The following is a 13,436-nucleotide window of genomic DNA, read 5'->3' as shown; positions in this document are numbered from 1 at the left end:
AAGACCGTGTAAGCCGTACAACCCCCCGATTCTTCGTCAGCATATGCTGACATCTCAAGGATGTCAGCATATGCTGACGCCTATGAACTCAGTGAGGGAACTCGCGGAGGAGGCCTGCCGCCAGGACCCGGCGACCGGGCTCGCCACCGTCGCGGCACTCCGCCGACTGCTGGAGGAGCTGGAGGAGCTGCACGTCGGGAACGCCCGTGCCCAAGGATGGTCCTGGGAGGCGGTCGCCGAAGCCCTCGGCGTCACCAAGCAGACGACCCATCGCAAGCACGCCCGTCGCCTGGCGGAGGGCCGACGATGACCGCGCTCGACGGGTTCACCCCCCGGGCACGCCACGCGGTGATCCACGCCGGCCTGCTCGCCAGGGAGACCGGACACCCCGCTCTCGACGACGAACTGCTCCTCCTCGCGCTCGCGGAGCTCCGGCCGTTCGAGCGGCCCCTGCCGAGCTTCACCGTCCAGGCGGACGCCGTACGAACCGAGATCGACCACCGGGCCCGGGACCGGGTGCTCCTGTCCGGGCTCGGGATCGACCTGGACGAGGTGCGGCTGCGCATGGCGGCCCTGGCCCCAAGGCCCGTGACGGCGCCGTGGCGGCTCCGTCGCCGGCGGCTGCTCCCCCTCCGGGTGACCCTGACCGGTCCGGGGACCGCGCTGCGCCTCACCGGTCAGGCGAGAAAGGCGGTCGAGGTCGCCGTCTGGTACGACCGGGGCGCCCCGGCCACCGGTGAAGGCCTCCTCTGGGGCCTGCTCGCCGACGGCTCGAACCCCTCGGTCTCGATCATGCGGCGGCTCGGCGCCGACCTCCGCCGGCTCGCCCGGGACATCGGGTTTCCCACCCGGAACCGGTGAGCCCGGTCGGACCGCTTATCCGGTCCGGAAGTCGGTGAAACCGCCCTCGGGATTCATGGGCAAGGGGGTCACCGCGGTGACGGCGGCCACCGGGATCGGCCCGTAGACGTGCGGAAACGCCTCATCCGAGTCTGCCGGCACCTCATCCGCCACCGGATGTCCCAGCAGCCCCACGGCGATCGTCAGGACGACGAGGGGCTCGGCCACACCGCGATAGAACGTGTTGGCGACCCGGAGGAGCTGCTGAGGGTCGGCCGAGGCGTGCACGAACCCCACTTGCTCCAAGGTCCGCCCGAGGGTGGAGACGCTGTACTCACCGGCCTGCCGGGCCGACTCCCAGTCCCGTTCGAGGGCAAGATGGTAGATCATCCGCTCAGCCATATCCTGGACTGTAAACCCTCATCGAAGGATTTTTCGCCGTCTGTCGATTCCCGGGGACTTCGTTCGACATACAGATGAGATGTTCATCTACCAAGGAGTACAACCATGCTCTACACGCTGCTTTTGATCGGGGACGAAGAGCAGTGGGCGAAGGCGGACGAGGCCGAGCGGCAGGAGATGTACGCCCGGCATGAGGCTTTCGGCAAACTGCTGGAGGAGCGCGGCGCGGAGCGCGGCGGGGGCGAACTCGCCCACTCCTCCTCGGCGACCACTGTCCGCAAGGTCGGGGACGACTTCGTCATCACCGACGGCCCGTTCGCGGAGACCTCCGAGCAGCTCGGGGGCTTCTACATCGTCGAAGCGCGGGACCTGGACGAGGCGATCGAGTTCGCCAAGGCCGTCCCGGGCGATGTGGAGATACGCCCGTTGGTGGACCCCTCCGCGCAATGACGCGGCACACCGGGGCCGAGCAGGCGCACCAAGAGCACTGGGCGCGCCTGCTCGCGCTGCTCACCGGGGAGTTGCGCGACCTGGACCTGGCCGAGGAGTGCCTGCAGGAGGCGTTCGCCGCCGCGGTCGTGCAGTGGCGGGCCTGCCCCCCGGCCAATCCCGCGGCCTGGCTGCTGACCGCGGCCCGCCGCCGCGCGGTCGACCATCGGCGCCGGGAGGAGACGCTCCGGCGCAAGCTGCCCCTGTTGATCGCCGACGACTGGATCGACGGGCCCGAGGAGAGCCCGGCGATCCCGGACGAACGGCTGCGCCTGGTGTTCACCTGCTGCCACCCCGCGCTCTCCCCGCAGGCCCGCATCGGGCTGACGCTGCGCTGTGTGGCGGGGATGACCGTCCCGCGGATCGCCCGGCGGCTGCTGGTCGCGGAGGCGACGATGGCCGCGCGGATCACCCGGGCGAAGAAGCGGATCGCCGCCGCGGGCATCCCCTATCGGGTGCCGTCGGCGGAGGAGCTGCCCGAACGCCTGGCCGGCGTCCTCGCCGTGGTCTATCTGATCTTCACCGAGGGCTACGCCCAGGCCGACGCGGACTCCGGCGGCCTAGCCGGGGAGGCGATCCGGCTGGGGAGGCTCCTGGTGGAGCTGATGCCCGGGGAGTCGGAGGCGCGCGGGCTGCTCTCCCTCATGCTGCTCCACAACTCCCGCCGGAACGCCCGGACCCGGGAAGGGAAGCTGGTGCTCCTCCCCGATCAGGACCGCACGCTGTGGCGCCGGGCCGAGATCGAGGAGGGTCTCGCCCTCCTCCCCGAGCGGCCGGCGGGCCCGTACGGCCTGCAGTCGGCCATCGCCGCCGAACACGCCCGGGCGGACCGGGCCGACCGCACCGACTGGCCGGCGATCGCCCGCCGGTACGCCGAACTGGAGGAGCTGACCCGCTCCCCGGTGGTCCGGCTGAACCGCGCGGTGGCGGTCGCCCAGATCGAGGGTCCGGAGGCGGCGCTCTCCCTGCTGGAGGGCCTGGACCGGTTGCTGCCTCGTCACCACCTGCTGCCGGCGGCGCGGGCGGATCTGCTCCGGGGGCTCGGCCGGGACGCCGAGGCGGTCTCGGAATACACCAAGGCGCTGGAGCTGGTGGAGGCCGGGGTGGACCGGGACTTCCTGCTGTCCCGGCGCACGCAGGCCATGACCCGCCTGGACGGCACGGCTCAGATGTAGCGGAGGACCCGCTCGGCGCCCCTGCCCTCGTGCCAGCTCTCCACCACGAGGTGGTCGACCGGATCCCCTACCTTGGTGTGCACGATCTCGGCGACGTCGATGCGGAACAGGCGGAGCGGTTGTCCCGGCTTCGGGGCGAATCCGGCGGCCACCCGGGGATCGTCCACCTCGACGGCGCGACCGGCGAGTTTGGCGTCGCCGGGCCAGGCCGCGAAGTCACCCTCGTCGGGGTTCTCGGTGGGGCCGTGGATCGCCAGGCGAGGGTCCCGGCGCAGGTCCGCGGCGATCCGGGTGCCCGGCATCGTGCCGATCCACACCTCGCCGCCCTTGAAGGTCGTCTCGATCCCGCTGATGCGCGGGGATCCGTCGGCACGCAGGGTCGCCAGGGTCTGGTGGACCCGGACTTCGAGCAGCCTCCGTACGGTCCCGGCCAGCTCCGGGACCTGCTCGGCTATCTCTCTCCACGACGCCATGTCCCCATCCTCGCAACCCCCGTCCGCCGTCCCGCTTCCCCCGGCGGCCCGTCGGCGGTTCCTCCGATTCCGGTACGGCCTGCGGCTGCCGCCCGTCGAACGTGACAATTCCCCCAGGAGATCTGATATACCCCTCAACCTGGGCCGGTGACGACTGTGGGAGCAGCTGTCAATTCGCTGAAAAGACTGAAGGGATCTCCCCGTTCCCCCGGGGAACATCGCGGCGGTGTGGGCCGTTGACCGGGATGTGATCTCATTTCTCCTGGGTGGCGCGTGAATCGGCTGCGCGAGCGTGTCCGGCGGCTCCTCCAGCGCCCCGGCACGGTCGACCTGGCGCCCTTCCGGCGGATCGTTCGCGCCGCAGGTGAACGCGAGGCGGCGGTGGCCGCCCTTGACGACGAGGCGTTGCGCGCGGCGGTGACGGCGCTGCCCACCCCGTTCCGCGACGCCGAACTGATCGAGTTCTGCGCCCTGGCCCGGGAGGCGGCCGTACGGGCCCTCGGCGAACGCCCGTACGACGTCCAGCTCCTGGCGGTTCTCGCCCTGCTGTCGGGGCATGTCTCCGAGAGCGGCACGGGCGAGGGCAAGACCCTGGCCGGCGCGATCGCGGCCGCCGGGTTCGCCCTGCAGGGGCGGCGGGTGCACGTGATGTCGGTCAACGACTACCTGGCCCGCCGGGACGCCACCTGGATGGCGCCCGTCTACGAGCGGTTCGGCGTCTCGGTCGCCTCGATCGGGCAGTCCTCCACGTCGGAGGACCGCCGCGCCGCCTACGCCGCGAAGGTGATGTACGCCCCGGTCAGCGAGATCGGATTCGACGTCCTGCGGGACCGCCTGGTGACCGACCCGGCCGAGGTGATCGTGCCGGAGCCGCAGGTGGCGTTGATCGACGAGGCGGACTCGGTCCTGGTCGACGAGGCGCGGGTGCCCCTGGTGCTGGCCGGCGCCGCCCAGGGGGAGCACGCCGCCCCGGTGATCGCCCAGACGATGCGGACGTTCCTGCCCGGGGTCCACTTCGAGGTGGACGACGAACGGCGCAGCGCCCATCTGACCGAACGCGGCACCGCGACGATGGAGCGGGTGCTCGGCCTGACCAACCTGTACGGGGAGGGCCACGTCGAGGCGCTCGCCGCGGTCAACACCGCGCTGCACGCCCACGCGCTGCTCCGCCGCGACGTCGACTACCTGGTCCGGGACGGCAAGGTCGGCCTGATCGACGGTTCCCGGGGCAGGGTCGCCAAGCTCCAGCGCTGGCCGGACGGTCTGCAGGCGGCGGTGGAGGCCAAGGAGAGCCTGCCCGCCAGCGAGAGCGGCGAGGTGCTGGACTCCCTCACGATCCAGTCCCTGGTGGGACGGTACCCGACGGTCTGCGGGATGACCGGCACCGCGCTCGCCGTCGCCGGTCAGCTGCGCGAGTTCTACCGGCTCGACGTCGCGGTGATCCCGCCGAACCGGGAATGCGTCCGGGTGGACGAGCCGGATCGGCTGTTCGCCACGGCGCAGGAGAAGCAGGACGCGATCGTCGCGCAGATCGTCGAATCCCATCGGAAGGGCCGTCCGATCCTGATCGGCACGCTCGACGTCGCCGAGTCGGAGCGGCTCGCCATGAAGCTGCGGCTGGAGGGCCTCGCCTGCAAGGTGCTCAACGCGGCCAACGACGCCGAGGAGGCGGCGGTGATCGCCCGGGCCGGGGAGTGCGGCGCGATCACGGTCTCGACGCAGATGGCGGGACGCGGCACGGATATCCGGCTGGGCAAGGGCGCCGCCGAGGCCGGTGGGCTCTATGTGATCGGTACGGGGCGGTACCCGGCGAGCCGGCTGGACGACCAGCTCCGGGGACGGGCGGGGCGTCAGGGCGATCCCGGCGCGTCGGTGTTCTTCGTCAGCCTGGAGGACCACCTGATCACCGCGCACGTGCCGGAGTCCACCTCGATCTCCACGTGGACGGTCGGCCACGCCCAGCGGGTGGCGGAGGGCCTCAACCTGGAGATCCACCGCGGCACCTGGGGCTACAACAAGCTGATCGAGTACCAGCGCTCCCTGGTGCTCACCCATCGCGACCGGCTGCTGCGCGAAGACCTCGCCCCGGAGATCATCGCGGGAGAGTCCCCCGAGGACTTCAAGCGGGTACGGACGGAGGTCGGCGAAAAGGTGGCGAACCGAGCGGCCCGGCTGATCATGCTGCACCATCTGGACGAGTGCTGGAGCGGCCATCTCGCCTATCTCGGCGACCTTCGCGAGGGAATCCACCTGCGGGTGCTCGGCCGGCAGAATCCGCTGGACGAGTTCAACGCGGCCGCGGTCACCGCGTTCAAGCGGATCGAGAACGACACCCGCACCCGGTCGGCGGAGACGTTCACCCTGGCCAAGTTCACCGAGAACGGGGTCGACCTGGAGGCGAGCGGGATACGCCGGCCCACCGCGACCTGGACCTATCTGGTGAAGGAGAACCCGTTCGGCACCGAGGCGGAGCGCATCCTGGCCCGGCTCGGCCGAACGATCCGGGGCGGCGGACGCGAGCGGGCCTGAGCGATCGCGACCTCGGCCGGGAGCCGTTTTCCCGGCCGAGGTGTCGTGCGGGCCGCACCTGATCGCACCAAGCCGTCGCCTTTACATCGTAGATCAGAAATTTTTCGGGGCCGAGACGGAGAATCGCCCGCCCCGCATGGAATAAGTAGTGCGGAGAGTCGGTTAGAGTTTCAAGGCCGATGTGGCCAGTGTCCCCCGGGCCGCAATTACCGCCTTCACGGAATACCGTTCGGCTGGAGCCGTGTTGTGCCTCTCGCCGAGGAGGCGACCTGCCACATCGGCCTTGACTTACCGCCCCGTGAGCGAGCACCGCTCACGGGGCATTTCGTTAATATCCCCCTTCACCGGCGAGTAAGGTCGGCAAGGCGACCGTCTACCAGGGGGTAAAGAGTGCCGCGCCGCCGTACCATCGTGATCGTTTCGACCGCCGTCGTCCTCACAGCGGGTGCCGCCACCGGGGGGGCCTTCTACCTGCTAAGGACCGAGGGCTCGCCGCAGGAGAGCGCGGAGCGGTTCACCGCCGCGTGGAACCGCGGCGACCTGGCCGCCATGCGGGCCGAGACCGCCCGCCACTCCCCCGAGCCGAGTGGCCCGCCGGCGAGCGCCGCCGAGTTCGACGGTGTCTACACCGGGCTGGACAAGGCGCTGAACGTGGAGAAGACCACGGTCCGGCTCACCGGGATCCGGGAACAGGGTGACGACAAGGCCACCGCCTCCTACACCGCCGTGCTCACGCTCAAAGACATCGGGGAGTGGACCTACCAGGGCAGCATCCCCCTCACGGTCGCCGACCGGCGCTGGCGGGTCGACTGGACGCCCCAAGCCGTCCACCCCGACCTCACCGCCGGACGCTCGGTCCGGCTCGCCACCACCTGGCCGGCCCGGGGGGCGCTGGAGGCCGCCGGAGGCGAGCGGATCGACGGCACCGGCGCGGGCGGGTCGGTTGACCAGCTCACCGGGTACCTCGACAAGGCGAACGCCAAAGACGTGGCCAAGCTCGGCCCCGCCTACCGGGCCGGGCAGACGATCGGCCGGGGCGGCCTGCAGGAGAGGTTCGAGAAGCACCTCGCCGGAACCCCCACCACCAAGATCGAACTGATGGGTTCCGGCAAGAAAGCCGTCAAGACCCTGAGCACGATCGAAGGGGCCGAGGGCGAGTCCGTCCGCACCAGCATCGACCTGCGGGTCCAGCAGGCGGCGGCCAACGTGGTAAAGACCGTGAAAGAACCGGCCTCCCTGGTCGCGCTGCGCCCCTCCACCGGGGAAATCCTCGCGGTGGTCAACAACCGGCCCGGCTTCAACCGGGCGCTCGACGGGCGCTACGCACCCGGCTCCACCTTCAAGACGGTGACCGCGGCCGCCCTCCTGCAGGCCGGGATCGAGCCGGGACAGCAGGTCACCTGCCCCAAATACGTCACCGTCGGCGGATTGAAGATCCGTAACTCGGAGCACGCGGAGTTCGGTTCGCTCTCCTTCCTCAACTCCTTCGCCCAGTCCTGCAACACCACCTTCGCCCCGCTCGCCGAGGAGCATCTGAAGGGTGACGCCCTCCGTGAGGCCGCCGAACTCCTCGGGTTCAACGGCAAGCTCGAGATCGGAATCCCGGCCACCGCCGCGAGCTTCCCCAAGCCCACCAGTCCCGCCGAGCTCGCCGCCTCCTCCTTCGGGCAGGCCAGGCTCACCGCCAGCCCGCTCGTCATGGCGAGCGTGGCGGCGGCCGTCGCCGACGGAAGCTGGCGTCCGCCGACGCTCGTCCCCGACCTCCCGCAGAAGACCAAGCCGCGTGAGCTCCCGGACGAGGTCGCGACGGGCCTGCGCGCCATGATGCGGGCCGTGGTGGCCTCGGGGACCGCCAAGGCGGCGGGGCTCCCGCAGGGCACCCTGGGCAAGACCGGAACCGCCGAGTACGGCACCGGGGAGAAGCTGGAATCCCACGCCTGGTTCCACGGCTACCGGGGCGACCTGGCCTTCGCGGTGATCGTCGAGGGCGGAGGCGGCGGAGGCAAGATCGCCGCCCCCATCGCCGCCCGCTTCCTCAAGGCACTCGGAACTTCTCAGTAGCCGGACGGACCCGTCCGCCGCCGGACACGCTCAAACAGCCGCAGGGCTCCACGGCCACAGGCGTCCTGCAACCGAAGTCGCCCGGCTCCAAGCGGGAATCGGATGATCGCGAGCCAGGAGGCCGGATCCCCGGCGCGTGGGGGTGGCAAGATCACCGCGTCCTCTCACGCGCCGTCGAGTTCGCCGACCTGGTCCTTGTCACCGCACTCGTCGGTGTAAGAGTGGAGAAGCGACCCAACCCTCCAGGATCTGCGGGGGCGGTGTGGGGCCGGCAAAGGAGCCGCGTTCGTTCGCGAACGGTGGACGGGTAGCGATCACCGGTTCGTCCTGCAGGCCGCTCAATCCCCGGACCGATCCGTCTGGGATCGTACGGCCCGCCGGGCGGTGAACACCGCGGCGCCCGCGGCGAGCAGCAGGCAGAACCCGATCACCACCAGGATGAGGGGAACCGGCAGGACCAGCGGAACCGGGGCGCTCAGCTGCTCGGCCAGACCTGCGCGCATCCCAAGCAGCGTGGGGATCGCCACCGCCAGGCCGAGGAGGGTCCCCAGCACCACGACGAGCACCGACTCCACGGCGACCGTCCGGAGCGCCTGCCCGGCGGTCGCCCCGGACAGGCGCAGCACCACCAGGTCACGGGCCCGGCCGGCCGCCGCGGTCATCAGGGTGGTGGCGATCGCGACCCCGGTGTACCCGGCCGACACCGCCACGAGCAGCACCGTGAAGATCCACGTCAGCCGGTCGTCCTCGTCGGACATCACCCGCGCGTAGTCCTCGGCGGCGACGATCCTGGTGCCGAGTCCGCCCGGTACGGCGTCCGGGGCCTTACCGAGGATGAATGCCTCCTCGGCCAGTGCCGACGGGTCGTGCGCCCGGACCAGGTCACGCGGGACCAGCACGGAGTTCGGCAGGTCGTCGACCACGGCGGCGACCTTCAGCGACACGGTGCACCCGTCTTCGAACCCCACCGGAACCACCTGGCCAAGCCCCCAGCCCTGCTGGGCGACCCAGGGCTTGACCACGATGTTGTTCCCGCCGAAGTCCTCCAACGACCCTTGGGACGGCTTCAATCCGGCGGCGAGCAGGTGGTCCCGTTCAGCCCCCAGGGCTGGGACGGCTTCGCCGTTCACCCGGTACAGCGCCGTGGGCAGCGTGGACCAGGCCCCGCCGACACCGGCCGCCGCGTCGGACAGGCCGGCAACCCCGTCCGGGAGGACCACGGACTCGGCCCGGATCACGCTTGCCCGCGCGGCGTCGAACGAGGCCGCCGTGGTCGCGGTCATCCCGGTGACCAGCACGGCGAAGCCCACGGTGATCAGGACCGGGGCCGCGGTCGAGGCGGTCCGCCGGACCGAGGCGAGCGCGCTCTCCCGCACGATCATCCCGGTCGCACCGCGCAGCCGCCCGAGCGGCCAGGTGGCCAGCCGGACGACCGGCGGCGCGATCAGCGGGGCGAGCAGCGCCAGCCCGCAGATGAGCGCCGCCGCGGTGAACAGGCCGAAGCTGACCAGCTCGTTGCCGCCCGCGGTGGCGGTGACCGCGGCACCGGCCAGACCGAGGACGCAGAGCAGCCCTCCGGCGATCTTTCGGGAGAGCGGGATCGGCCGTTCGTCGGCGGCGGCCTCGCGCAGCGCCTCCAGCGGGCTGACCCGCCCGGCCCGCCGGGAGGCCGACCAGGCGCCGAGCAGGGCGACCGCGATCCCGACAAGGAAGCACCCGGCGAGCGACCACGCCCGGACCCGGACGGTGAAGCCGGACGGCTGGAACCCCAGCGCCACCAGCAGGTCGCCGAGAACCGGTGCGAGCACCGCGCCGAGCGCCGTCCCCGCCGCGGAGGCCACCACCCCGACCGCCAGCGCTTCGCCGTACACACTCGCGCGCACCTGGCGTGGGGTGGCACCGACGGCCCGCAGCAGCCCGAACTCCTGCCGCCGCCAGGCCACCCCGAACGCGAACGCCGAGGCCGTCACGAAGACCGCGGAGGAGGCGGCGAGGATGGACATGGCGGTCAGGGCCTGCATGCCGACCCAGCGGATCCGCGCGTCCTCCAGGGGCTCCGCCGCGACCCGCGCCCGGCCGGAGAAAACCCGCCCGTCGTGACCGATCGCGGTTCGCGCGGCGGAGTCGACCGCGGCGACGTCGGTTCCCGGCGCGAGGAGGAGCCCGATGAGGCGCACTCCGCCGGCGAGCCGGGCGGCCTCCCCGTCGCTCAGGTAGACCCCGGGCCCGTCGACCGTGCCCGACACGGTGTACTCGGCGGGGCCGCGGGCGGTCAGCACGGTGACCCGCGTCCCGGGCTTCCGCCCCAGGCTCCGGTCCAGCGCGACCTGTCCGGCCTGCCGGGGTTCGGTCCCGGACACCAGCCGGTACGGCGCCAGCGCGGCGGACGACCACGCGTGCCCCCGGTGATCTTCCACCGGTACGCCGTCGACGACCGGCTGGGCGTAGAGGGACCGGTCGGGGACGGCCCGCTCCACACCGGGGATGGCGGCCAGGCGGTCCTGGAGGGCCACGACCTGCTCGGGCGACCAGGGCCGGTCCGGGCTGAAGTTCCCCTCGGGCCGCTCGACGGCGGGCACCGTCACCAGGACCTGCGCGCCCGCGAGCCGGTCCGGCAGCCGGGGTCCCGCCGAGAGCAGCGCCGTCGAGGTCGCCGACACCAGGATCGCCCCGAGAAAGAGCGCCGCGAACGAGCCGGCGAAGGCCGTCCAGCGTTCCCGTACGGTGGCCAGGCCCAAGGAGAGCCCGACGCCTCCCCTCAGCATGCCCGTGCCTCCAGGCTCGTCATCCGAGCGGAGACCTCCTCCGCCCCGGCCCGTCCCACCAGCTCGTCCACGATCCGGCCGTCCGCCAGGAACAGCACCCGGTCGGCGTAGGAGGCGGCCACCGGGTCGTGGGTGACCATGATCACTGTCTGCCTGCGCCGGTCGACCAGGTCGCGCAGCAACCGGAGGACATGGCGGGAGGTCTTGGTGTCCAGTGCCCCGGTCGGCTCGTCGGCGAAGAGCACCGCCGGACGGGTGATCAGCGCCCGGGCGATCGCGACCCGCTGCTGCTCCCCGCCGGAGAGCCGGCTCGGCCGGTGTCCACCCCGGTCCGCCAGCCCCACCTCGGCCAGCGCCGTACGGATCTCCTCAGGTGCCACCGGCTTGCCCGCGAGGCGGAGCGGGAGGAAGACGTTCTGCTCCGCGGTGAGCGCCGAGACCAGGTTGAACGCCTGGAAGACGAACCCCACCCGCTCCCTGCGGAGCAGGGTCAGGCCCGTCTCGTCCAGCGTGCCCAGATCCGTGCCGTCGATCACCACCTTCCCTTCGGTCGGCCGGTCGAGCCCCGCCGCGCAGTGCAGCAGGGTGGACTTGCCGGACCCCGAAGGCCCCATGACGGCGGTGAACGTGCCGGCCTCGAACCCGGTCGTCACCCCGTCCAGCGCGCGCATCTCCCGGGCCGCGGCGCGGTACGTCCGGCGCACCGACCACAGCTCCACGCTCTGTTTCGATTCCATGCCCTCCAGCCAAGTCCCGGACTCGCCGGAACACATTGGCGCCACGTGGAGGACCGAAGGTATAGCTGTCTCCACCGACCTGACCGGGCCGGTCGGATAACGTCGAGACGTGCCTCCTCGGACCGCGCTGGAAGCGCTCATGCAACGGCCGTGGGCCTTCCTGCGGTCGTCGTGGCCGTGGCGGTCTCTGGCCTACCTGCTCGTCGGCGCACCGCTCGGCGCGATACCGCTGGGTGTGTTCGCCGCGGCCTACCGGTACGGCGTGGTCGTCGGCCTGACGGCCGGGATCGTCGCCGCGATGCTCCTAGGCCCGCTGGTGGCCAGGTTCGAACGGACCCGGCTGCGGCTGGTCGACCGGGTCCCCGTTCCGAGCCCCGGGCCGCGGCCTCCGCTCACCACGCGCCTGCGGGATCCGGTGACCTGGCGGGAGTACGGCTTCATCCTCATCTCCATGCTCACGCTCTGGATCCTGGACCTGGCCCTGGTCCTCACCTCGGCCTGGGTGCCGCTGATCCTGATGTCCGGGCCGTTCCAGCCCGGCGTGGATCCGAGGAGCGGCCTGCCCTTGGCCCTGCTCGGGGTCGCCCTGCTTCCGCTGGCCGCCTACCCGACGACCGCCTGGGCGGGAGCACGAGCCATGATCGCACGCGCCGTGTTCGCCCCCGGGGAAGCCGAGATCATCCGTTCCCGGGCCCGGCTCGTCGACGCGTTCGAGAACGAACGCCGCAGGATCGAGCGCGATCTGCACGACGGCGCCCAGCAGCGGCTCGTCTCCCTGACCATGAAGCTCGGCCTGGCCCGGCTCGACCTGGCGCCCGGCTCCCCCGCCGAGGCGCAGATCGCCGAGGCGCACGAGGAGGCCAAACAGGCGCTGGCCGAGCTCCGAGAGCTGATCCGCGGCGTGCATCCGCAGGTGCTGACCAACCGGGGCCTGGCCGCAGCGGTGCAGGATGTGGCCGGGCGGTCCCCGGTCCCGGTCCGGGTGGACATCGATCTGGCCGCGCGTCTGCCGGTCACCGTCGAGGTGGTCGCCTACTACGTGGTCTGCGAGGCGCTGACCAACGTCGCCCGGCACAGCGGAGCCTGCCGGAGCTCGGTCCGCGCCCGGCATCGGGACGGCGCTCTCCACCTGGAGATCGACGACGACGGCAGAGGCGGTGCCGTCCCCGGCACCGGCCTGGCCGGTCTCGCCGACCGGGTCTCCGTGGTCGACGGCGTCATGAAACTGTCCAGTCCCCAGGGCGGCCCGACCTCGCTTCAGGTGGAGATCCCGTGTCCGGTCTCCGCGTAGTCCTCGCCGAGGACGTGGTCCTGCTCCGCGAAGGCCTCGTCGGACTCCTCGAGCGTTTCGGGCACGAGGTCGCCGCCGCCGTCGGGGACGCCGACGCGCTGCTGGCCGCGGTCGCCGAACACGAGCCCGACATCGTGGTGGCGGACGTCCGGATGCCCCCCGGCTTCACCGACGAGGGTCTCCGTGCCGCCCTCACCCTGCGCGCCCGCCGCCCAGGCTTCCCCGTCCTCGTGCTCAGCCAGTACGTCGAGCAGACCTACGCCGCCGAACTGCTGGACGAAGGGGCGGGCGCCGGTGTCGGCTACCTGCTCAAGGATCGGATCGGCGACGTCAAGGACTTCGTGGAGGCGCTGGAGCGGGTCGCCGCCGGGCACACGGTCATCGACCCGGAGGTGGTCCGGCAGCTGCTCAGCCGCCGACGGGACCCGATCTCCCGCCTCACCCCCCGGGAACGCGAAGTGCTCGGCCTCATCGCCGAGGGTCGCTCCAACGCCGCCATCGCCCGCAGGCTCACGGTGACCGAGGCCGCGGTCTCCAAGCACATCGCCGCCATCCTCACCAAACTCGACCTGCCGCCCGCCGAGGACGACCACCGCAGAGTCCTCGCCGTCCTCGCCTACCTGCGCGCCTGAAACCCCCGATCGACACAGCCTGGGCTCTCCTCCTTCGCCCCG

General features: G+C 71.8%; 12 protein-coding genes. 8 read left to right on the top strand and 4 right to left on the bottom strand.

Annotation, left to right across the window (positions count from 1 at the left end; all coding sequences use genetic code 11):
- Positions 1 to 82 precede the first annotated feature (82 nt).
- Together RUR_RS08785 and RUR_RS08780 are read left to right on the top strand one after the other, a co-directional pair.
- Entirely contained in the window at positions 83 to 310 is a 228-nt protein-coding gene (locus RUR_RS08785) for a helix-turn-helix domain-containing protein (protein WP_283134443.1), read from the top strand.
- Entirely contained in the window at positions 307 to 861 is a 555-nt protein-coding gene (locus tag RUR_RS08780) for a Clp protease N-terminal domain-containing protein (RefSeq protein ID WP_283134442.1), read from the top strand. Before RUR_RS08785 ends, RUR_RS08780 begins: the two co-directional genes overlap by 4 nt.
- A gap of 15 nt (positions 862 to 876) precedes the next feature.
- Here the strand turns inward: RUR_RS08780 and RUR_RS08775 are convergent, their stop codons facing one another.
- Positions 877 to 1,242, bottom strand: coding sequence for a DUF952 domain-containing protein (locus tag RUR_RS08775; protein WP_283134441.1), 366 nt, complete (start codon positions 1,240 to 1,242; stop codon positions 877 to 879).
- A 105-nt stretch (positions 1,243 to 1,347) separates the two neighbouring features.
- Between RUR_RS08775 and RUR_RS08770 the strand changes: the two genes are divergently transcribed.
- Positions 1,348 to 1,692 (top strand): YciI family protein, encoded by a 345-nt coding sequence (locus tag RUR_RS08770; RefSeq protein WP_283134440.1) that lies wholly within the window; start codon positions 1,348 to 1,350, stop codon positions 1,690 to 1,692.
- Entirely contained in the window at positions 1,689 to 2,906 is a 1,218-nt protein-coding gene (locus RUR_RS08765) for an RNA polymerase sigma factor (RefSeq protein WP_283134439.1), read from the top strand. The genes RUR_RS08770 and RUR_RS08765 overlap by 4 nt, the downstream gene beginning before the upstream one ends.
- Here RUR_RS08765 and RUR_RS08760 read toward each other — a convergent pair.
- Positions 2,897 to 3,379, bottom strand: coding sequence for a pyridoxamine 5'-phosphate oxidase family protein (locus tag RUR_RS08760; RefSeq protein ID WP_283134438.1), 483 nt, complete (start codon positions 3,377 to 3,379; stop codon positions 2,897 to 2,899). The two genes, RUR_RS08765 and RUR_RS08760, sit on opposite strands and share 10 nt — an antisense overlap.
- 282 nt (positions 3,380 to 3,661) lie before the next feature.
- Here RUR_RS08760 and secA2 point away from each other — a divergent pair, with 282 nt between their 5' ends.
- Both secA2 and RUR_RS08750 read left to right on the top strand, forming a co-directional pair.
- Complete coding sequence (gene secA2 / locus RUR_RS08755) at positions 3,662 to 5,908, top strand: accessory Sec system translocase SecA2 (RefSeq protein ID WP_283134729.1); 2,247 nt, start codon at positions 3,662 to 3,664, stop codon at positions 5,906 to 5,908.
- 411 nt (positions 5,909 to 6,319) lie between these two features.
- Positions 6,320 to 7,969, top strand: a complete 1,650-nt coding sequence (locus RUR_RS08750; protein WP_283134437.1) for a penicillin-binding transpeptidase domain-containing protein — start codon at positions 6,320 to 6,322, stop codon at positions 7,967 to 7,969.
- Positions 7,970 to 8,307: 338 nt separating this feature from the next.
- On the opposite strand, the gene RUR_RS08745 is transcribed toward RUR_RS08750, so the two are convergent.
- Entirely contained in the window at positions 8,308 to 10,734 is a 2,427-nt protein-coding gene (locus tag RUR_RS08745; protein WP_283134436.1) for an ABC transporter permease, read from the bottom strand.
- On the bottom strand, positions 10,728 to 11,471 hold the full coding sequence (locus RUR_RS08740) for an ABC transporter ATP-binding protein (protein WP_283134435.1): 744 nt from the start codon (positions 11,469 to 11,471) through the stop codon (positions 10,728 to 10,730). The genes RUR_RS08745 and RUR_RS08740 overlap by 7 nt, the downstream gene beginning before the upstream one ends.
- A gap of 109 nt (positions 11,472 to 11,580) precedes the next feature.
- Here RUR_RS08740 and RUR_RS08735 point away from each other — a divergent pair, with 109 nt between their 5' ends.
- Both RUR_RS08735 and RUR_RS08730 read left to right on the top strand, forming a co-directional pair.
- Positions 11,581 to 12,762, top strand: coding sequence for a sensor histidine kinase (locus tag RUR_RS08735; RefSeq protein ID WP_283134434.1), 1,182 nt, complete (start codon positions 11,581 to 11,583; stop codon positions 12,760 to 12,762).
- Complete coding sequence (locus tag RUR_RS08730) at positions 12,744 to 13,394, top strand: response regulator (protein WP_283134433.1); 651 nt, start codon at positions 12,744 to 12,746, stop codon at positions 13,392 to 13,394. The genes RUR_RS08735 and RUR_RS08730 overlap by 19 nt, the downstream gene beginning before the upstream one ends.
- The last annotated feature ends 42 nt before the right edge of the window (positions 13,395 to 13,436 follow it).

Source organism: Rhizohabitans arisaemae (genome assembly GCF_025996515.1).
Classification (GTDB): Bacteria; Actinomycetota; Actinomycetes; order Streptosporangiales; family Streptosporangiaceae; genus Rhizohabitans; species Rhizohabitans arisaemae.
Note: the sequence above shows the minus strand (reverse complement) of the source record. Positions and strands in the feature narration are given on the sequence as shown.

Bases quoted from the DNA above. Each gene is read 5' to 3' on its own strand.
- RUR_RS08765 (WP_283134439.1), top strand. From the start codon at position 1,689: ATGACGCGGCACACCGGGGCCGAGCAGGCGCACCAAGAGCACTGGGCG.
- RUR_RS08745 (WP_283134436.1), bottom strand. From the start codon at position 10,734: ATGCTGAGGGGAGGCGTCGGGCTCTCCTTGGGCCTGGCCACCGTACGG.
- RUR_RS08740 (WP_283134435.1), bottom strand. From the start codon at position 11,471: ATGGAATCGAAACAGAGCGTGGAGCTGTGGTCGGTGCGCCGGACGTAC.
- RUR_RS08760 (WP_283134438.1), bottom strand. From the start codon at position 3,379: ATGGCGTCGTGGAGAGAGATAGCCGAGCAGGTCCCGGAGCTGGCCGGG.
- RUR_RS08780 (WP_283134442.1), top strand. From the start codon at position 307: ATGACCGCGCTCGACGGGTTCACCCCCCGGGCACGCCACGCGGTGATC.
- RUR_RS08770 (WP_283134440.1), top strand. From the start codon at position 1,348: ATGCTCTACACGCTGCTTTTGATCGGGGACGAAGAGCAGTGGGCGAAG.
- RUR_RS08775 (WP_283134441.1), bottom strand. From the start codon at position 1,242: ATGGCTGAGCGGATGATCTACCATCTTGCCCTCGAACGGGACTGGGAG.
- RUR_RS08785 (WP_283134443.1), top strand. From the start codon at position 83: ATGAACTCAGTGAGGGAACTCGCGGAGGAGGCCTGCCGCCAGGACCCG.